Origin of the sequence: Marivirga tractuosa DSM 4126 (genome assembly GCF_000183425.1) — a bacterium.
Taxonomy (GTDB): Bacteria; Bacteroidota; Bacteroidia; order Cytophagales; family Cyclobacteriaceae; genus Marivirga; species Marivirga tractuosa.
Window position 1 is genome coordinate 3,979,759 of record NC_014759.1, and the last position, 20,729, is coordinate 4,000,487.

18 protein-coding genes and 1 riboswitch are annotated in these 20,729 nt (G+C 35.5%); of the genes, 6 read left to right on the forward strand and 12 right to left on the reverse strand.

Going from position 1 to position 20,729, the window contains the following annotated elements:
* Nucleotides 1–50: 50 nt before the first annotated feature.
* Nucleotides 51–584, reverse strand: coding sequence for a CopD family protein (locus FTRAC_RS16875; RefSeq protein WP_013455495.1), 534 nt, complete (start codon nucleotides 582–584; stop codon nucleotides 51–53).
* 152 nt (nucleotides 585–736) lie between these two features.
* Between FTRAC_RS16875 and FTRAC_RS16880 the strand changes: the two genes are divergently transcribed.
* A complete protein-coding gene (locus tag FTRAC_RS16880; RefSeq protein ID WP_013455496.1) occupies nucleotides 737–1,417 on the forward strand; it encodes a Crp/Fnr family transcriptional regulator in 681 nt (226 codons plus the stop codon).
* A 53-nt stretch (nucleotides 1,418–1,470) separates the two neighbouring features.
* Here the strand turns inward: FTRAC_RS16880 and FTRAC_RS16885 are convergent, their stop codons facing one another.
* Together FTRAC_RS16885 and FTRAC_RS16890 are read right to left on the reverse strand one after the other, a co-directional pair.
* On the reverse strand, nucleotides 1,471–2,397 hold the full coding sequence (locus FTRAC_RS16885) for a hypothetical protein (protein ID WP_013455497.1): 927 nt from the start codon (nucleotides 2,395–2,397) through the stop codon (nucleotides 1,471–1,473).
* 10 nt (nucleotides 2,398–2,407) lie between these two features.
* On the reverse strand, nucleotides 2,408–3,688 hold the full coding sequence (locus FTRAC_RS16890) for a CHASE2 domain-containing protein (protein WP_013455498.1): 1,281 nt from the start codon (nucleotides 3,686–3,688) through the stop codon (nucleotides 2,408–2,410).
* A 130-nt stretch (nucleotides 3,689–3,818) separates the two neighbouring features.
* Here FTRAC_RS16890 and meaB point away from each other — a divergent pair, with 130 nt between their 5' ends.
* Together meaB and FTRAC_RS19470 are read left to right on the forward strand one after the other, a co-directional pair.
* A complete protein-coding gene (gene meaB / locus FTRAC_RS16895) occupies nucleotides 3,819–4,823 on the forward strand; it encodes a methylmalonyl Co-A mutase-associated GTPase MeaB (RefSeq protein WP_013455499.1) in 1,005 nt (334 codons plus the stop codon).
* Entirely contained in the window at nucleotides 4,820–7,030 is a 2,211-nt protein-coding gene (locus FTRAC_RS19470) for a choice-of-anchor B family protein (protein ID WP_013455500.1), read from the forward strand. The genes meaB and FTRAC_RS19470 overlap by 4 nt, the downstream gene beginning before the upstream one ends.
* Here the strand turns inward: FTRAC_RS19470 and FTRAC_RS16905 are convergent.
* The 7 genes from FTRAC_RS16905 to FTRAC_RS16935 form a co-directional block, all read right to left on the reverse strand.
* Complete coding sequence (locus FTRAC_RS16905) at nucleotides 7,027–7,758, reverse strand: Dph6-related ATP pyrophosphatase (RefSeq protein WP_013455501.1); 732 nt, start codon at nucleotides 7,756–7,758, stop codon at nucleotides 7,027–7,029. The two genes, FTRAC_RS19470 and FTRAC_RS16905, sit on opposite strands and share 4 nt — an antisense overlap.
* Nucleotide 7,759: 1 nt before the next feature.
* Entirely contained in the window at nucleotides 7,760–8,743 is a 984-nt protein-coding gene (locus tag FTRAC_RS16910) for a DUF3667 domain-containing protein (protein WP_013455502.1), read from the reverse strand.
* A gap of 53 nt (nucleotides 8,744–8,796) precedes the next feature.
* Nucleotides 8,797–8,955, reverse strand: a complete 159-nt coding sequence (locus FTRAC_RS19845) for a DUF5522 domain-containing protein (RefSeq protein ID WP_013455503.1) — start codon at nucleotides 8,953–8,955, stop codon at nucleotides 8,797–8,799.
* A complete protein-coding gene (locus FTRAC_RS16915) occupies nucleotides 8,952–9,341 on the reverse strand; it encodes an acyl-CoA thioesterase (protein ID WP_013455504.1) in 390 nt (129 codons plus the stop codon). Before FTRAC_RS16915 ends, FTRAC_RS19845 begins: the two co-directional genes overlap by 4 nt.
* Nucleotides 9,338–10,387, reverse strand: a complete 1,050-nt coding sequence (locus tag FTRAC_RS16920; RefSeq protein WP_013455505.1) for a DUF5074 domain-containing protein — start codon at nucleotides 10,385–10,387, stop codon at nucleotides 9,338–9,340. The genes FTRAC_RS16915 and FTRAC_RS16920 overlap by 4 nt, the downstream gene beginning before the upstream one ends.
* A gap of 1 nt (nucleotide 10,388) precedes the next feature.
* Nucleotides 10,389–12,275 carry a TonB-dependent receptor gene (locus FTRAC_RS16925; protein WP_013455506.1) on the reverse strand — a complete coding sequence of 629 codons (1,887 nt, stop codon included), beginning with the start codon at nucleotides 12,273–12,275 and terminating at the stop codon, nucleotides 10,389–10,391.
* A 93-nt stretch (nucleotides 12,276–12,368) separates the two neighbouring features.
* Nucleotides 12,369–12,596, reverse strand: a riboswitch (cobalamin riboswitch).
* Between the two features lie 188 nt (nucleotides 12,597–12,784).
* Nucleotides 12,785–13,681, reverse strand: a complete 897-nt coding sequence (locus tag FTRAC_RS16935; protein ID WP_013455507.1) for a LysR family transcriptional regulator — start codon at nucleotides 13,679–13,681, stop codon at nucleotides 12,785–12,787.
* 106 nt (nucleotides 13,682–13,787) lie between these two features.
* Between FTRAC_RS16935 and FTRAC_RS16940 the strand changes: the two genes are divergently transcribed.
* The 3 genes from FTRAC_RS16940 to FTRAC_RS16950 are packed head-to-tail and all read left to right on the forward strand — an operon-like array spanning nucleotide 13,788 to nucleotide 18,273.
* The gene (locus FTRAC_RS16940) at nucleotides 13,788–14,075 is read left to right on the forward strand and encodes a hypothetical protein (RefSeq protein WP_013455508.1); all 288 of its coding nucleotides are present in this window, start codon (nucleotides 13,788–13,790) and stop codon (nucleotides 14,073–14,075) included.
* An 11-nt stretch (nucleotides 14,076–14,086) separates the two neighbouring features.
* Nucleotides 14,087–15,688: a proton-conducting transporter transmembrane domain-containing protein gene (locus FTRAC_RS16945; RefSeq protein WP_013455509.1), complete on the forward strand. Its 1,602-nt coding sequence runs from the start codon at nucleotides 14,087–14,089 to the stop codon at nucleotides 15,686–15,688.
* A gap of 59 nt (nucleotides 15,689–15,747) precedes the next feature.
* The gene (locus FTRAC_RS16950) at nucleotides 15,748–18,273 is read left to right on the forward strand and encodes a YbcC family protein (protein WP_013455510.1); all 2,526 of its coding nucleotides are present in this window, start codon (nucleotides 15,748–15,750) and stop codon (nucleotides 18,271–18,273) included.
* A gap of 59 nt (nucleotides 18,274–18,332) precedes the next feature.
* Here FTRAC_RS16950 and FTRAC_RS16955 read toward each other — a convergent pair whose 3' ends face one another.
* Nucleotides 18,333–19,553: an MFS transporter gene (locus FTRAC_RS16955; protein ID WP_013455511.1), complete on the reverse strand. Its 1,221-nt coding sequence runs from the start codon at nucleotides 19,551–19,553 to the stop codon at nucleotides 18,333–18,335.
* 214 nt (nucleotides 19,554–19,767) lie between these two features.
* Nucleotides 19,768–20,514, reverse strand: coding sequence for a flavodoxin family protein (locus tag FTRAC_RS16960; protein WP_013455512.1), 747 nt, complete (start codon nucleotides 20,512–20,514; stop codon nucleotides 19,768–19,770).
* Between the last annotated feature and the right edge of the window lie 215 nt (nucleotides 20,515–20,729).

Genomic DNA, 20,729 nt, shown 5'->3' on the forward strand with positions numbered 1-20,729 from the left:
ATTATGAATTATGAATTATGAATTATGAATTATGAATTATGAATTATGAATTATCTTTTTTCTCTAAGTGCTTTATAGATTTTAATAGCTGCCATAAGCAGTATTCCAAAACTTATGAAGCCAAGGGTTCCCCAAATCCAGTTGAGTTCATTTTTAAGTACTATTAAGAATACTACGGCAACCAGAAAAAGAGTTGCTACTTCATTCCAAATTCTTAACTGAGTAGAACTATATTTGATTTCTCCTTTTTGAAGCTTTTTATAAATGTAATGACAAGAGAAGTGGTATAGGTAAAGAAAAAAAACGAAAGTTAGCTTGATGTGCATAAATGGCTGCTGCAACCAGAAGGGTTGGAGGATCAATAAACTACTAGCTAAAATCAACGTAATAATAGCCGAAGGCCATGTAATGACTTTCCATAAAAGTCTGGCCATTTTGCTGAGCTGATTATGTAAAATCGATTTTTCTGGCTCCGTTTTTTGAAGTGCCTCTGTCTGATAAATAAAAAGTCTGACAATATAAAATAATCCTGCAAACCATGTGACTACAAAAATAATATGCAAAGATTTAAGGTATAAATACATATTTTGATATTTCGAATTTCAGCTTTTATTGAATATGGGAACATAATTTCCTAATGCAAAAGTAATCAAAATGAACTTAAATTTGTTTAGTTCCGTAAAGTATAACACTTTACTAACTAACATTATCTAATTAAGCTTTAATTAAAAAACCGATGTCAGATTCCTCGCAATTATGGTATTTCGAAAATGTTGATCTGTTCAATGTGCTTTGTCCTCACAAAATTAAGGGTCTTGAAGATGATCATCCAATGACTAAATTCAAGAAGGATGAATTTGTGTATTTTCCTGAGCAGGTATCAAATCATATTTATATGATAGCAGAGGGGAGAATTAAGATCGGATCGTATTTGGAAGATGGCAAGGAATCGGTGAAAGCTATTTTAAGTAAAGGGGAGATTTTTGGTGAGCTAGCTTTAACGGGTGAGGAAAAAAGACAAGACTTTGCGCAAGCTATGGATAGTGAGACGATTATATGTCCTATGACACTTGATGATATGAAGAATTTAATGGCTAATAACCAGCCCTTAAGTTTTAAAATGATGAAACTAATTGGCTTGCGATTACGCAAAACTGAAAGAAGATTAGAGTCCTTAGTGTTCAAGGATGCACGAACTAGAATAATAGAGTTCCTTAGGGATGAAGCCAATGAGAAAGGAAAGAAAATAGGCTTTGAAATGATGATTCCTAGTCATCTCACTCATAAAGATATAGCTGCTTTAACGGGAACATCACGCCAAACCGTCACAACGATTTTGAATGAGTTAAGAGAGAAAAATATCATCAATTTTGACAGACGGAAAATTCTAATCCGTGATATGGAACTATTGGCATAAAAAAAGGAAGCACTTTTCAGGCTCCCTTCTTTAGTTTAGTTTTGGTTATAATGTTAGTTAGTAAAACCATTTCTGATTAAGAAATCTTCATAGGCTTTTTCGAATACGGGAACATCTGGTGCTTTTTGAATAGCTTGTTCATATGCTGTTAATGCATCTAATAGCAAATCATTGTCCTCATAAAAAGCAGCCATCACTAATTTATCCATAGCTGACTCTCCTTCAATTTCGCTTTTCAACTCTTCTAAAGTAGCTTTTATTTCAGCTGTTTCGTCCTCAGGTTTGATAGTTATAGCATAATCATCAGATTTCAAATCTTTACCTTTAACTTGCACCTTTACTTTAATAAAGGATTGATCTTTGAATGGTTTTTCACTTCTATTTAACAAATAAGAAGTTTTGTCAACTGTTTCTGTTTTGATAGTTTCATCAAATAAGTTGCTAAATACCAATTCATATTGTAATTCCTCGATTTCACCTTCCTGTTGAGGTTCATTCCATCTAAGAATAACTTCATCATTGATGATTTCACTTGAACTTAATGCCATAATTTTGATTGAAGCTCCACTTGCTAGAGCTCTATCAACTGCTCCAGTAGCACCAATACTTTTTCTATAATCATCACTTCCTTCGTCATCACTCATTTTGTTCATTACGAAATCAGCATATTTACTGGCTACGCTAGTGTTTTTACTTTTTAAATTAGCAGCTAATCCCGATACTGTATGAGGACCAGGAGTTTTAACCTCCAAGGTTTTACCTGAACTATGCATTAAGCCTAAGTATGCTTCATCTGACAATTTTAATTCATCGCCTGAATTTAAGGATTGTCCTGTTTTCAATGGGCTCCAATCTGCTCCTTCTATTTTTACAGAATTATCGCCTTTGTTTGCTAGTACCTTAAATACGTAATTTTGTGCATTAGCTGCGTAATTACCGAGCCATAATGCCACAACTAAAATTTTGATTAAAGATTTCATAATTCTTGATTTAATTGATTTCTACTTTGTCTTGTTCTCTTTTATTAACACTAAATAATTCTCTTCTACCTTCTTTGGTAAACATATTTTTCACTACTCCATTATAAACTTCTAAGGAGTCACCCACTACCGCCACAACACCCATTGCGAGTGTTAATTCTAAATTAATATTGAATAAATGATAACTATAAATAATTGCCCCTAATATAAGCAATAACTCAATCAACTGAACTACTTTAGTTATTCCATCATACCAATTCTTTAGTGCGTAATAAACCCACATAAAGGCTACAACATTTAAATAGCATAATAAAACAGCTATTATTATTTGAAAATGTTCTTCCAATTTATAAACATAATCTTCGTCCATTACCATGGAAATAACATTTGCATGAATTACAGCACCATACATGTCGGGAGCACCTCTACCAGCATACTTTTTATTTAATGGAGTATAGTACTTATCTTCCACATTATATGGGTCTCCAAAGTATTCACCCAACATACCAAAAATAACAATTTTATCTTCAATTAATTCCGGTACAAAATTTTCATTGAAAACATCAGGAATATCCAATGCAAAGAAAGTAGGCGCAAAATTACTCGCACTTCCCATCGCATTGCCTTTATAGTTTATATATTCTAATTTATTATCACGCTCTAAAAATCTTTCTACCTTGTCAGGTGCTAAATATTGTGCCAATTTTAATGCAAAAAACAAATGAGTACTATCCTTGCTGTGCAAATACTCCTTTGTAAGAAATGAACGGCAGGTTTTTACGTCTTCCTGACCCACACCTTCACCAACAAATAGATTTGCAAACCCAAAATCTTCTGCATGAACTCTAAATTTTTCAGCTGATAGTTTCAAAGAATCCACTACATTTTCGCTTGACCATCTTTCTAACTTTGTAGCCATCACTAAATTATCTACCTCACTTAGCGCATTTACTAGTGCTGAGTCTTGGGCTTCTCCTTTAGAAAAAGGAAAAAATGTATCCAAACCTATTACTTTAGGATTGTATTTGTTTATGATTCTGATTTGCTCTGCTATTAAATGCCTGGGCAATCTTCCAATATTGACCAAAACTATATTGTCATCAGCAGGAGGGTCTTCCCTTAGAGTAGAATATACAATATCATTAAACTCCACATCTTCCAGAGCTTCCCCAACAGGATCAATAGCATCAAAGACATTTATTAAGGAGAATAATCCAAAGATTACAACGAAAATAAATGCCGTTGCTAAAATTGAATCAACCCATATGTTCTTAAAGATACTTTTCTTCATCCTATATTAAAATAATACATTTTTTTAATTGAATAGTAAAATTAATTGAATTTATTGAATATAACAATTATATGTATAAAAAATTGCATTTTAATCATTTAGCATCTTAACTTTTGATTTTAAATATAAAATGAGCTTGAGAAAGAAGAACAGATTATCAATTGAAGAATATAAAGCAGGGGTGCTTTCTGGAGATAGAATTGCATTAAGTAGAGCTATAACTTTAGTAGAGAGTACCTTAGATGAAGATAATGAGTTGGGAGCCCGTCTAATAGATGAGTTATTTCAATATACAGGTAATTCATTTAGGGTAGGAATTACAGGAGTACCAGGAGTTGGGAAAAGCACCTTTATTGAGTCTTTTGGAAGTCATATTCTTGATGAAGGTAAAAAATTGGCCGTTTTAACAATTGACCCTTCAAGTCAAAAAACAGGAGGGAGTATTTTGGGTGATAAAACCCGGATGGAAAAACTGAGTCAATCGAAAAATGCTTTTATCCGTCCGTCTCCTTCTGGAGATGCCTTGGGTGGGGTGGCACAAAAGACCAGAGAGAGTATGTTACTGTGTGAAGCTGCTGGTTTTGATGTCATTTTTGTGGAAACAGTAGGTGTAGGGCAGTCAGAAACGGCTGTAAAAAACATGGTGGACTTTTTCCTGCTGTTAATGTTGTCTGGTGCTGGAGATGAATTGCAGGGGATTAAAAAAGGTATAATGGAAATGGCTGACGCCATTGCAATTAATAAAGCAGATGGAAATAATATTGAAGCAGCCAAAAAAGCCAAGAAGGAATATCAGAATGCTTTACATTTGTTTCCTGCCAATGAAAATGGTTGGATCCCTAAAGTCGGAATTTGTTCAGCATTGGAAAATAGTGGGTTGTCAGATATTTGGGACTTACTCAAGGAATTTCAAGCTCAGCAAAAAGAGAGCGGGTATTTTGACCACAACAGAAAAGAGCAGTCCATCCATTGGATGCATCAAACCATTCATCATTATTTGAAGAGAAACTTCTACAAAAGTCCAGAAATTAAAGAGAATTTGCTGAAATTTGAAGATGCTGTAAGACAAGGGGATAAACACTCTGTGCAGGCAGCAAGATTATTACTAGAGAACTATTTTAATAAACTATCATGACTAAAAATTACCTTTTTTTACTAGTTTTTATACTAACTATCAATTTTGCATTTTCGCAAACAGCTTGTGAAAATGGTACAGTGAATGGCTTTGATTGCAATCAAGTAGATTTTTATGCCAATATCAATAATTCCAATTTATCTGGAAGCTCGGGAGTGGCAGGTGCCGATATTTGGGGATGGACTGATCCACAAAGTGGCATTGAATACGCCTTGATGTGCCAAACTAATGGTGTTGTATTTGTAAGTATTGAAAATCCTAGCGATCCTATAATCATAGGTCGTTTAGAAAGTCAAACGGGTAATGCAAGTTCATGGCGAGACATCAAAGTTTACAATGACCACGCTTTTGTAGTGGCAGATAATAATTCAGGACATGGAATGCAAGTTTTCGATTTGAAAAGACTTCGTGATTATTCTGGTAGTATTTTAGATTTCAATGCTGATGCAGTGTATAATGGAGTTTCCAGTGCTCATAATGTTGTTATAAATGAAGCCTCTGGATTTGCCTATATTGTGGGTGCCAGAGGGGCAAGTAATAATTGTGGTGCGGGAGGTTTGCACATTGTTGATATCAGGGATCCCAAAAATCCTAAATATGCCGGATGCTTTGATGCAGATGGATACACGCACGATGCACAATGTGTGATTTACAACGGCCCTGATTCTGATTATCAAGGACAAGAGATTTGCTTTAATGCTAATGAAAATACAGTTACTATAGCTAATGTAGAAAACAAGGGCAATACTTCATTGATAGCAAAATCAGGCTTTCCTCAATCTGCTTATTCCCACCAAGGGTGGTTAACTGAAGATCACCAATATTTTATTTCAAATGATGAGTTGGATGAGCAAGGGAATGGTTTTAATACACGAACTTTAATTTGGGATGTGAGGGATTTAGATAACCCTGTGCTAATAAACCAACATTACAGTGAAAAGTCATCTATTGATCATAACTTATATATAAAAAACAATAAAATTTATCAGTCGAACTATACCAGCGGTTTAGTTATTTTGGATGCCAATAAAGTCAATGAGGGTGAAATAAGAGAGCGAGCATTTTTTGATACATATCCCAATTCGAACAATAATTCATTTAATGGTAGCTGGAGCAATTTTCCTTTTTTTGAAAGTGGAGTTGTTGTGGTCAGTGATATAAATAATGGTTTGTTTGTTTTACAGCCTAATTTGAAGGAATATATTGATTCACATCCTATTTTTGAAGGTTGTGGTATTGACAATACTTTATCAGTTGGTATCACTGAAGGTCTAGATGTTCAGTCTTATCAATGGCAGCTAATTCAGGATGGTGGCTCAATAAACATACAAAATAGCAATAACTTTTCCGGAGTTAATACAGCGGAGTTGACTATTAACTTAGAGCAAGAAGGAGTGGAGGAGATGAAGTTTAGATGTAAAGTAGTATTTGAAAATGGTGAAATTGCTTATAGTTATAATTCGAATAGCAATAGTGGAGTTCCTTCTGCTAGCTTTAATGCTGAATTAAATAATTTGGAAGTCTCCTTTGTTAATTATACCTCAGCTGCTGATAGTTTCGAATGGGATTTCGGGGATGGTTCAGAAATTTCAACTGAAGAAAATCCTGTTCATATTTACGATGAGGTGGGTACATATGAGGTGGTGCTGACGGTCAGTAATGATTGTGGTACTGACTCTTACAACTATGCAGTAGATTTATCTGCATGTATCCCAGCGGCCGATTTTTCATATCATACGGAGGATGGGCAATTTAATTTTTATTCGTCTTCTGATCCTGCCAACGAATTTGAATGGGACTTTGGCGATGGTTCACCAATTTCAACTGAAATTAACCCAAGTCATACATATGCTGAGGAAGATAATTACACCGTGACGCTGGTTGTAAGAAATGAGTGTGGGGAAAGTACATATTCTGAAACTTTAGATGTTGAAAAAATTCTAAGTAATGACAAGGAGCTAAGAAAAGAATTTAAGGTGTTTCCAAACCCTTTTCAAAACAACTTAAATGTTAAAAATTTGAATATAAATGCTCTTGAGCGTTTAGAAATCATTGACCAAGGTGGACGTAAATTGATAGATATAAAACATTTTAGTGATACTTCTGACTTAAGTTTTCGTACAGATTATTGGAATAAGGGTATGTATTACTTAGTGATAACGAAGAAAAATGGTCAAAGGGAAGTCAGTAAGATTTTAAAGCATTAGGAATTATTTGGATGATTAGTGAATTCTAGTTCTGCAAAATAGAATTCACTTTTCACTTTTTTTAGTTCTTCACCTTCCTCGATCTGATATTCATAAAAATGAGATTGAGTTGAGTTTGAATTAATTTTAACAGCTTTTTGGAAAATCGGGCCGTCATAAACAAAGGTGTGGAATTCTCCATTTTCTCCACAAGGATCTACATTTGCGGGTAATTTTCGTAGAAGCTCATGTGTGATACTTTTGCCAATTAAGTCCTTCCTTATTTTTGCAGCATCACCAGCGCAAATTTTGGTTTTGTAGCCCAATTCTAGGAATTGATTTATTACTTCTGCTGTATCTTTTTTCCATAATGGAAATAAACATTCCATGTCAACCTCTGCCATTTTTTCTTCTCTGTAGTTCTTTAAATCTTCCAAGAAAATATCTCCAAAGGCAATAGTAGTAATGTTTTTGGATTTACAGTAACTAGCATATTCTAGCATCACCTGCTCATAAGAGATATTACTTTTATCCGAAGGTAAGTAGCTAATCTTGAGAGGAATGCCTAATGCTGCTGCTTGAGCATCAATTAATTCTTTTTTGATGCCATGCATGCCCACTCTGTTTGTCTCCCCGCCAATTACAGTGTGCAAATGATCTATTTCATATTCATTGGAATTCATTAAATAGTGCAGTGCCAAACATGCATCTTTTCCTCCACTCCAACTTAAGGCAATTTTATTAGACATATTAAATGGTAATAAATGAAATGTAAAGTTCAAAAAGGAAACCAAAAACTAAGAGACTGAAGTAAAAGAATCCTAATATGAAAAACTTCATTACAGATTTTCCCCAACCATTCTGGTAGAGTCTCTTAATCGAGAAAAGTGTATAGATGCTTACCCATGTAAAACTCAAAAAGATAATCCATCCTGTTGCAACTGAAAATAGACTTAATAGCAATATAGCTAAGCCATAAATAAAATAGGCAAATGCATGGAGATGTAATCCGTGAATTAGATGTTCTACGTAATATCTTTTTTTCATAAATAGAAGGTAAAGGATAAAAGCAAAAATGGGGAGGAAGAAAAACATCATCAAAGGCAAATTTCTGATGGCCTGATAAGTAAACATTGAAGAATTTAATAGAAATGATCTTTTATAAGCAGGTGAAATGAGGTCTAAATCTAATCCTATCCCCTGAAGATTAGCTTCAAATTCTTCATCTGATAAATTTTCATCTGAAGCCCAATATTTTAGTGTGCTCCATTTATTAAGTGAATCTTTCTGTTCTACTGCTTTATTTTCCTCTGCAATTTGAATTAGTTGATCTACTCGTACACTGTCTAGCCCGTTAAGTTTGGCAGAATCCAAAACTTCTTTTCGATTGACGAAAGACTTAAGGCCTTTATCAATCAGATCTTTAGGGACTGTAAGACTTATCATGAAGAAATAGAAAAGAGAGAATATCAAATACATCCGAATAGGATTGATATATCGTCTTCTTTTGCCTTCATTAAATGCTTTGCTAAGCCTGCCAGGTCTGAAAATAAAAGGATTTAAAGTTTTGAATAGGATGGTGTCAAAACTTAAATAATTAGAAAAGAAATCTTTTATAAAAGCTCCTAATGGTAGTTTTTTATCAGAGTTTTCTTGTCCGCAATTTGGACAAAAATTTTCATTTGAATCTAATTGCTCTCCACAATTAAGGCAGTTCGTAGTCTTGTTTTTCAATCTTCTGTTCAGTTAGCTAGCTACGAAAGTAAAAAATAAATTGAATGTTTTCGTTATTTTTTTGCCTTCACATTTTTAAAATCATAAGGGCAATGTCGGCACCTGTTTCCACAGCAATACCCTCTTTTTAGATGATATTTTTCAGTGAAAACGAAAAAACCATTTTCCATGTAAAAATCTCCCTCTTCTATTTTGATGTTTTTAGCACTCATGTGATTAAAATCGGTTTCTTATGTTCATCAATTGCTACCATAGTAAACCGGCCTGAGATTGATTTTTCTCGGTGATCAGAATACATTTCTTCGGTAAAAACATCCACTCTGACCTCTAAACTAGTATTTCCGACTTTTTCTATTTGACCAACTAATTCTACTATTGTTCCAGCAGGAATGGCTTTATTGAAATCAATTTTATCACTGCTTACCGTTACCATTTTCTGCCTGGAATAGCGCGTGGCGGTTATAAAAGCCACCTCGTCCATCCATTGGAGGGCAGTTCCTCCAAATAGCGTATCATAATGATTAGTTGTATTGGGAAAAACTGCCTTGGTTACTTTTGTAATGGCGTTATCTGCCTTATTTCCTTTAGTTACAATCATCTATCTCTTTCGATGTTAAAAGAAAATTGAGTAGGAGCAATGCCAGATTCAAATGTATCCAGCAGTTCTCCCTCTGCATCATATCGAATTACCAGGCCTTCACTAGAGAAATCCAGTGCGTCTCCTAGATAAAAGTCGCCTGAAACCGGATCAACAGCAAAAGCATAGGGAGTTTGTATTTCCACTTCAATACCTGTTGAGCTAATACTGTTATCTGAAATATTTAAAAACAAAATTTCACTATTTGAATAAAAATAGATGGCATCTTCATGTGAATCAATATCACCTAATACTGAATTGTCCAGTTCTATTTGGTTTGCGATGCCTGTTAAAGATGTATTTAATTGCAGCAAATTCCCACTAGTACAAATCACCCAAACATTACCGTTATCGTCTTCTATTATTTCCTGTGGCCCGCTTGGAACCTCAAGAGTTTCTTCTATTTGTAAATTATCAAGGTTGATAATGGATATTTCGCTAATACTTCCATCAAAAGATGCGTGGCTTACTACAAGTTTATTGTTTTTGATAAAAAGATGTTCAGGGTACTCCTGAGTTTCAATTCGATCTATTAATTTGTTTGTGGTTAAATTCACAACGAAAATTTCACTATTTGTCAAAGCAAAATTTTGTTTGTAAGGTCCCCAGTTTGCAATAAAGGCGATATCACCCAGTACGGCAATATCTCTTGGTTTATCCAATTCAGCGAAGCTGATTTTAGCTTCAGATTTCAAATTTGTAGTCATTAAATCAATCGAATTACTTCCATTTAGCACACTGTAGATTCTATCATTACTATTATCTACCAAAATGTTTTGTTGCACATCCCCAATGAAGTTACTGTTTTGCCCCCTGTAAAGTGACGGATTATAATCATAGGATTCAGGATCATAATTGCCAATGGTAGCATTATTACTGCCAAATCCTCCTTCATGGTAGATGTAGACACCCGCTGTTTTTAGTGCTACATCTTCAGTTTCTTCACAGGATGAGAAAATAAACAATGCAAGAATAAAGTTGATTAAAATTGAATAGTTCTTTGTCATGTTATTTGAATTTAAATTTTCGGGTTATACTGATTTGATAATTTCTACCGGGCATTGCATAGCCAGAATAGAGGAAGTATTCTGTGTTAAAAGTATTCTTGGCTTTAGCTGATAAATGCCATGAAGTCGATTTCCAACTCAATCCTATATCAGATAGTAAAAATGAATCAAGAGCAAATAGCTCGGAGTTGCTATTGGTGGTATAAACTTTACCTGTCCACTGGTGGAAAGAGTTTAATGAAAATTTCTTCCAGGAAAGAGAAGCTGTGGCATTTGCTTTATGCAATGGAGTGTAGATAAGTTGCTTCCCTATTTCACGGGAATTTTTTTCTGAATCTAAAACTGTCGATTGAGTGTAGCTATATTGGAAATTAGTTTGAATTTTGAAATAATTAAAGACAGGAAATTCAACTCCCATCTGAGTTTCAACACCCTTTGCCAGCACTTCTTTGATGTTTCGAGGTCTCCATTGATTATTTTCATCAGGCACCCACTGAATCCAATTGACTACATCATTGTGGTAAGCAGTGATGGAAAAATCTGTTTTAACATCAAGCCACTGATGCGAAGACTGTAAAGTCATCTCCTTATTCCAAGCGGTTTCTGAATTTAGTTCCGGGTTACCTGCTTCATTCCAAAATCGGTCATTTAAGGTTGGAAGTCTATAGTTAAAAGAAGAGTTGAGTTTAAGCTTAAGTTTGTGATTTCCATGTTGAATTAATTGATACGAAATGCCCGCATAAGGCGAAACGGGTATATTCACTCCTGGGACTAATTGCTGCCTCAAATGTAAAGCATAATCAATTCCTTCAATGATTTGGCCCTTAAATAATGCACCGAGGCTGTATCTTTGTTCAATAGCACTCCCTGATTCATAACTTTGGTTGTTGGCCTCAATATAATTGTGACGAGTTGAAAGTTTGACTTCATGATTTTTGGAGAAATGATGTTTATAAGTAGCAAAACTTTCCCATCTGTTCACTTTATTGTAGGAAATTGCCTGGTTCAATTGATAATCCATCTCATCCATGAAATAACCACTCCCAATAGATAGAAGGCCATTTTTCACTTTCTTATCGAAATTAAGATGTGTCCTTAAATTATGATCCTCTTGCTCATTTATATCTCTGGTAGACCCTATTGGTGGTTGAATTTCTCGGAAGTTGTCATTATACCAAATCGCTAATTTTATTTTTTCAGTATTACTAATTTTATAGCCAATGCTTTGGTTTATCCCCCATCTTTCAAAGCTTGCGTTGTCCTGCTTTTCGCCAGTTTGTAAAATCTCAAAATCATTTTCGGCTTTCCCCCAATATAAACGAGTATCATAAGCCCATTTGCCGTTGCTGCCAGTTGCATTTACATTACTATTTAGCAACCCAAAACTGCCGATTTGCTGACCAATTGATAACGTATTCTCTGTTTTGAAGGAGAGAGGATTTTCTAATAAAACGGCACCACCAAAAGCACCACTTCCGCCCATAGTGCTTCCACTTCCCGGAATGATGGATATTTCAGAAATGGCTTGAGAGGGTAATAAAGAAAAATCTGTTTGTCCTAAGGTGAAGCTATTGATATTGAAATTGTCCCAAAGCACTGCAGTTTGGCTAGCATTTGTACCACGAAATGCAATGGTTGTGAGCATTCCATTTCCATATTCTTTGAAATAGATACTGCTGTTCTGCTTTAAAATTTCGCTAATATTAGCGCCATCATAAAACTCCAGTGTTTTGGCTTTGGGCAAAATAATAGTATTGCCTGGCAGAAATTGTTTTTCAAAATTGCCATGCACATATACTTCCTCTAACACAGAAATGCTGTCCTGATGGTTTTGTGCCCATAGTCCATTGGAGAACCATAGCAATAAAAATAAGATACCTAATCGCATAAAATATTGTTTAATGCGACCACGGTCAAAATCAGATGTAAAAAAGTTAGCTTATAGCTTTCGTACATTCCTGACCTTTCACCCGAAAGTCGAAAATAATTATGAGCTATGGCAGGTCTCCTGACTCGTCCGTTGAAGTTGCGGCCTTCCCATCAGCCGGTAGGCTAACAGTGGCAAGGATAGTGCATTTCAATCTAAAAATGGACTTACAGTTGCGGGGACAGTTTCGGACTATTGATCTAAAAATACAATCAAGCACCGAATTCCCTTTTAATTCTGAAGGATTGCTTTCCAACAGAAACCATAATTCTGTTGCAAATGTAGGCGAATGAAATCTGAAATCAAATTTTAATGTTTTAATTCTATAAATAAGAATGTTTCCGTAGTGAATATAGTATCGGTGTATCCAGTTAAGTTGCTTTTTGATATTGTTCAGTCAAAAAATGGGGATATGACTGCCAATGAGTTTTTAGATTAATGCATTATAAAATATACCAACAATACATTTATTATTTGTATTCCTGATACCATTTAAATTTCTCTTCAAGAATTTCATTTTTCTTAAGTTGAATAAAGTCCAGATAGGCCTTGGCAACAGGAGACATTCTTTTTCCTTTTAGCCAAATCAACCTCCATTTAGTAGTTACAGGCAAATCTTCAATAGGTAAAATATATAGTTGCTTTTCTATTAGTTCGTTTTTGATTCCAATTAAAGGCATGATGGAGTTTCCCAAACCTGCAATAACAGCTTGTTTCACGGCCTCGTTGGAGGTGAGCTCTAATCTCTTTCTAGCCTTGGAATTATGGGTGCCGTAATAATGTTCCATTGCACTTCTTGTGGCAGAGCCTTCTTCTCTGTAGATCAAAGGCATTTGTTCATTTGGTTGTGGTTCACTGCTGATCAAATATAATTTATTGTCAATGAGAAGTTCTTCTTCAACATCTAATAAATCAGGAACCACACTTACAAGGGCGAAATCTATTTCATTATTTTTTAAGCTTTGAACTACTTTAGTTTTATTCGTTACGTCTAGGACCAAGTCAATTCCAGCGTTATTTGATAGGAATTCTTCAAGAAAAAATGGGATCACATATTTTCCTGTTGATGCAGAGGAGATTTTCAGTTTCCCTGTCAGCATGCCCTTATAGGCTTCGGTTTTGTAGTTTATAGTATTTAATTCTTCAATAACCCTTTCGGCTATTAGGGCAATTTCTTTTCCGAAATCGGTGATATGCAATTTCCGTCCTATTATCTCATAAAGCGATATGTCAAACTGATCCTGAAAATTTTTTAACTGGATAGAGACAGCAGGTTGAGTCATGAAAAGCTCCTCAGAAGCTTTAGTGATACTTTGCTTTTGTACCACCTTTAAAAATATCTGTAGCTGATGTATAGTATAGTTCATAATAATAGTTTATGTTATTCATTAAACATATAAATAAAAATATATGAACAATGTTTGCCAAATTTGTGTAAATAATTTGAAAAACCATTAAACAATTTTAAAAGTTATGGAAAAAGTATTAGTGAATAAGCAAACAGAAGACCTTGTAAGAGGAGAGTATTCAGCAGTAGAAGCAAGAGAAATTGTCTCTAATTTGATTAGTCAAAAAATCAACTTTCATAATTTGAGAGATTTCAGTTCTTATGAAAGATATGGAAAACCAGATGAAAACTCTAGAACAAGAATAGCTGAATTAAAAGCAAGTAGGAAATCTATATTGGAAATTATTGATGCTGCCAAAGAAGAGGGTAAAACAGTGAAAATCAATTCAAATATCACAATTGAATTAATCTAAAACTGTAAGAGATGACCAAAGAATTAATCATAGGCATTGTTTTTCTATCACCCCTGTTTTTTACAGTTATAGCCATTTTGTCTTGGTTTATGAAGGGCTTAAGGCCAAGGAAATTGATAGGGGTTAGTAGAATATCAATTTATTCATCTATTCTAATCGCCCTATTTTCTGCTCTGATGGTATATCAAAGTGGATTAATAGAGAGTAATAGTTTAGCTTTCAATGGTCTAGGAATATCCATTAGGTTAGATGCTTTGAGTGTTTTGATATTCACCATGATTAATCTCATCTCTTTTGTAGTGATGAGATTTAGTTTTAATTATATGGATGGCGACAAGAGGCAGGGAGTCTTTATCGGAAGATTGGCTGCGACTATTGCTTCTGTTCAGTTATTAGTGCTGTCAGGAAATGTAGGCTTGTTGTGGATTTCTTGGGTATTGACAAGTATTTCTTTACATCGATTACTTGTTTTTTATTCTGAAAGACGCAGATCTAAATTGGCTGCCAGGAAGAAATTTATAGCAGCACGACTGAGTGATTTGTTTTTGCTGGGAGCAGTTTTATTAACCTTCAATCGTTTTGGTACGGGAAATTTAGAAGTGGTATTTACTGAGATGAAAAATTTTTCCGGTATTCTACCGCTAGAAATAGAATTGGCAAGTATTTGTATTGTGCTAGCCGCAATTCTGAAATCTGCTTTATTTCCTACTCATGCCTGGTTGGTAGAAGTAATGGAAACGCCCACACCGGTTTCTGCATTACTCCATGCCGGTTTATTGAACGCAGGGCCATTCTTAGTAGCTAGAATGTCTTTCATGGTAGGAGAGACGACATATGCTCCGATTGTCCTGATTATTTTTGGCGGATTCACTGCATTATTTGGATCCATTGCCTATATGACTCAATCTTCTGTGAAGACTGCTTTGGGCTATTCCAGTATTTCCCATATGGGCTTTAGTTTGTTACTATGCGGATTTGGTATTTATGCTGCGGCTATGCTACACTTGGTAGCACATTCGTTCTACAAAGCGCATGCATTTCTTTCTTCTGGCAGTTTTATTGACGTTAAAAAAGCATCAAAAATAGAGCTTCCAGAGAGAAAGGCTAATCTGCTTGTCCTTGTAATAAGCATAGGGCTTGCTTTCACAATTTTTGGATTTATGGCCTATGCCTGGGGCATCAACCCCATAGAAGAATTATCATTATTGGTGATCAGTTGCATTATCGTCATGGGATTGTCTTTATTAATAGCTACTGCTTTAGATTCTTATGGAAGTAAAAGGTTGATTCCAAAGGTGGTATTGATGGCCGCCCTTGTTGCTTTGGCATTTTTCAGCTTGGAAACATTGATGGGTACTATTTTGAAATCACAAATTCCAGTGATTATGCAACCCTCTACAGCGGTGGTGATTTTATTATTCTTTTGGTTGATAGTTTTCGCAGGAATAGTGCTTATTCAAATCTTTTCGCCCTTCATCAAAGATTCCAGCTTCTGGAGGAAATGGTCCATTCATTTCAGAAATGGGCTTTATGCGAATGTGGTTTATGACCGTGTGGTAGGGGCCTTGTATGTAAAAGATTCTAAACCTGATTTCATAAAAAAATATGAATGAGGAAAGAAGTTTCTTAATGACTTATTTAAAAGCAATTTAGTGTATTTAAACAAATTAAAATGTTAAATAAAATCAAGGATTCTGAAATCAATTTAATGAATGTTTCAATAGGTAAGGCTCTTCTTGATGCTTCAAAGAAAATAGCGCCTTTATGGCCATTAGAAAATTTTGTTGCTGTAAACCCCTATTTAGGGCTAAGCGATCACTCCTTTGAATCAGCTGCTCAAAGATTATCTTATGCAGCAGGAATCCACACTACGATGTCTGCAAACTATTATCTAAATGCTTTAGAGCAAGGTAATATATTGATGGAAGATTTGGAAACTGCAGTGAATGAAAAATATCGAGACAATAAAATTAGTGCGAAATCCTTTTTAGAAACACTTAAAAAGAAGGAATTCAAAAATGCACATACTACTCAAATACATACAGTTGCTGAGTTGGCGAAGAAGATCAGCACGGCAAACTGGCCTGATTTCATGCTAGATTGTATTTCTTCCTGGGCGGCTTCTTATTTTGACGAGGCGCAAAGTCAATGGAAAAAGGAGGGGCAAGAATTAAGTTTGTTTTCTGCATGGAAAATTGAAGCAGAAACCAACAGATCACCATCATTGATTGGGATGAAGGGATTTCATAAGCTGATAAAAGAGTTACCAGATAATCATATTGAAGCAGCAGCTATTGCACTTCATGAGCTTGAGCTGGAGGAGAAAGTTCTACCAATTTATTTACATAGTTTGTTGCTAAGGGTAGGTGGTTGGTCTTCCTACATTGCTCATTTTGATTGGGATGCTAAGCGATACGGCCGTGAAGAGAAAAAATTAAGTGAATTCTTAAGCGTATTAATTTGCTGGGAATATGGTGTTTATAAAGCTTTGAAAACCCCAGTTTTGGAAAGCCAATGGAAGAAAGCGAAGTTGGAGATGCTTAAATATGATGCGGCTGATACCAATTTGTCGGATTTGATTGTATTACAAAACGCATATGATTTAACTGCTCAAAGACGATTAATTAAAAAATTTAAGAGGAAGGATTCTTCTAAGCAAAAAGCATCTAAACCGAAAGTACAAGCTGTTTTCTGTATCGATGTCAGATCTGAGGTTTATCGTAGGAATCTGGAATCTGTAGCACCAGAGGTTGGTACATTAGGTTTCGCAGGCTTCTTCGGTTTTCCAATTAATTTTGTAAAAATTGGTCATGACAAGGGATATGACCAATGTCCTGCATTAATACCTTCAAGCTACACCGTGAGGGAGAAAATTCTTAATAAAGATCAGAATGGGAAAGTAGTTTTAAGAAGAAAACTCAATAGAGTCTTCAATTTTTCGTGGAAGTCTTTTAAATCAAGTGCAATCAGTTCCTTTGGTTTTGTGAGCCCTATTGGATTGTCTTTGTTACCTAAACTATTCACTGATTCCTTTGGGATGACTAGGCCTGTTCCACATCCGCAAAAAAACGGCTTGAGGAAGGAAGAAATCGAGAATTTATCGGTTGAACTTGAGAGCAGTAATAGTGAACTGACTCTAGGAATTCCATTGGAGGCAAGGGTGAATATGGCAAAAGGAGCTCTTCAGGCAATGTCACTTACTGAAGATTTTGCCCGCGTGGTGATGATAGTAGGACATGGATCTACCTCTGTCAATAATCCTCATGCCTCCGGCTTGGATTGTGGTGCTTGTGCTGGGCAGTCAGGTGAGGCTAATGCAAAAGTGGCATCCATTATCTTAAATGATAAAGAGGTGAGGAAGCAGCTCGCCAGTGATAAAATTGTCATTCCTGATTCAACCTATTTCCTGGCATGTCTGCATGATACTAGTACCGATGAGATTTCACTTTTTAATGCGAATTTAGTTCCCTCTTCTCATCAAGCAGATCTGGAAAATATAAGAAAGCGAATTGCACAAGCAGGAAGCGCTACTCGTTCAGAAAGAGTTTTAAGGATGAATATAGAAGACGGAAAAGATGTTGATTCATTCATGAAAATAAGAGCTAAGGATTGGTCGCAAGTACGACCGGAGTGGGGGCTTGCAGGTTGTTCTTCTTTTGTAGTTGCACCAAGAACCATTACTAGAGGAGTCGATTTGAAAGGCCGGTCTTTTTTACATTCCTATAGTTGGAGAGAAGACCGAGGATTTAAAGTTTTAGAAACTATTATGACTGCACCTATGGTAGTGACAAGTTGGATCAACCTCCAATATTATGGATCCACAGTAGATAACAAGCATTTTGGTTCTGGTAATAAAACTTTGCACAATGTCACTTCAGGAATTGGAGTGTTAGAAGGATTTGCTGGAGATTTAAGATCTGGCCTGCCGATGCAATCGATTCACGATGGGGTAAACTATCAACATGAACCATTACGATTAAGTGTCGTGATTAATGCGCCCAAAGAAGCCATGATTAAGGTTTTGGAAAAGCATGATTCGGTAAGGCAGCTTGTTGATAACCAATGGATTTTCTTGATGGCAATGAATGATGAAGGAGAAATTACTGACATTTATGATGGAGATTTAAGATGGAGGAAGTTGATTGCAGAGCAAGTTGTTTATGAACCAAATGAAAAAATGGTAGAAGAGTTAGTTTAGGATGCTTTTAACTAGCATGATCCCAGAATGGTTAGTGAAAACTATTTCATTCTGGGTAATTATTTCCTGACTGTTTTGATATTAACCGGCATCCTAAATTTAATGATCAAAGACGACATTATGGTTAAACTTGCAATTGTTAAGATAGCGTATTCAACTCCAAATATATCAGCAGTTACGCCCGAAATTATGGCGCCAAAAGCATAACCCAAATCTCTCCAAAGCCTGAATGTCCCTATACTTTCAGCTCTTTGTTGCGGACTTGTGGCTTGAGCTATGGTGGCGAGAAAGGTAGGGTAAACGAGTGCGGTTCCTAAACCTAAAATAGCTGATAATCCAGCTAGAACGGCAAATTCACTGCTATATGGAATAAATAATATGGCAATTCCTTGCATTAACATTCCCCAAAATAGCATTCCTTTTTTGGAATAATGGTCGGACATTTTGCCTGTGAAAAGCTGTCCAATTCCCCACACTGCGGGATAAATAGCCGTAATAATGCCTATATTTTCATTATCAAAATTTAAGGAAAACAGAACCATAGGTAGAAGTCCCCAAATCATCCCATCATTCAAATTATTGATTAAACCGGCTTGCGTAACTGAACTTAGGGTTTTGTTTTTGAAAGTGGTCTCTAAAAATACATTTTTGAGCTCAACCGTTTTATTGTTTTTGCCTTCTTTTTTGACAAAATCTCGAGTGTCTTTCACCCAAAATAAAGTCAATAGAAATCCAACAATGGATAGAAAAACACCGATATAAAATGGATAGGGCGTAATACCATAACTATTGGCCACATAACCTGTGATAAAAGCCACTATTCCGACAGCAAAGTAGCCGGCAAATTCATTTAATCCCATAGCAAAGCCACGGTCTTTTTCGCCCACAAGATCAATTTTCATGACTACCGTGCTACTCCAGGTCAGTCCCTGACTGAGTCCTAATAAAATATTGGCGATTATGACGAATGTCCAGCTTGGCGCATAAATCAGCATAAAAGGTACAGGTATAGCCAATAGCCATCCAAAGAGTAGGAGAGTTCTTCTGCCAAATTTATTGGCTAATTTACCTGTATAATAATTAGCTACTGCCTTACTAATACCGAAAGCGGTGATAAATGCTAAAATGGCCGTTTTGGAAGCTACTCCGAATTCTACTTCAGCAAATTGTGGGAATATACTTCTTTCCATCCCCACCATACCGCCAACAAAACCGTTGACGATCACCAATAATGCAAACTGTTTCCAGTTTTCTTTAAGTCCTAGCTTTACGCTGTCCATTGATATGTCATTTTTCAAGATGCAAATGTCGAAAATTTTCAGGAGTGCTATGTATCAATTGTTATATAGCGGAATATTTATGATCAAAAGCTTTAGTGTATTCCTTCTGTTTTACGTTTTCTTTAATAGCATTGTCTGATTGTCTTCAACTACTTTTCATCGTGATGAACATGTAAAATATAAATAAGTATCTCTATATGGCTCATTTTTCGATTTACCGATATTCTGGATTCGGGTTGTCCTTATGATTTGAATTATCCCATTCTGTTCTTTGGTTTCCGTGTGCTGGAATACCATCATTGTCTTTAAGCATTTTTGCCATATGCATTAAATTCCAAGTCATGAAAGTGGTATTTCTATTGGTAAAATCATTCTCAGGGCCACCGCTTCCTTCATCCATATAAGATGCACCAGGACCGGCTTCACCTATCCAGCCAGCATCTGCTTGAGGAGGAATCGTGTATCCTAAATGCTGTAAACTATACAAAACATTCATTCCTACATGCTTAATACCATCCTCATTTCCGGTAACCAGACAGCCACCCACTCTACCGTAGTAAGCATATTGTCCATGCTCATTAGTTTCTCCTGAAAAGCCATATAATCTTTCTATAACCTGAGTAGCCACTGAGGACTTTTCTCCCAACCAAATTGGCGTTCCAATGACTAAAATGTTGGCATCCATTACTTTTTTTTGAATGGTCGGCCAGTCATCTTTATCCCAGCCATGCTCGGTCATATCAGGGTAAACCCCAAAAGCAATATTATGATCTACCGCCCTGATGATATCCACATGTATGCCATTATCTTCCATGATTTGGGCCGACATGCTAATCAAACCTGAGGTATGCGATTTTTCTGGCGATTTCTTTAAAGTACAATTGATGAAAACAGCTGTGAGCTGACTGAAATCAGTCTTGTTCTCCTTATTGAGTTTTTCTTGGAAGCTATTTAGTTTCATAGGTTATGATTTTAACAGATTTTAATAACAAGAAATTGAAGTTGGTATAGAGTGTAGCAACTGTTCATTGCATCAATATACTATCGACTTAATTTTTAAGTAAGAGTAGGTTTTATTTAGCTAACTTCTGATTGATAATTGAAGTATACGACCTATCCTTAAGACTGTTTTTTTAGAATTTATTTTTCAAAATAAAAATAGGTATTAGCATTTTT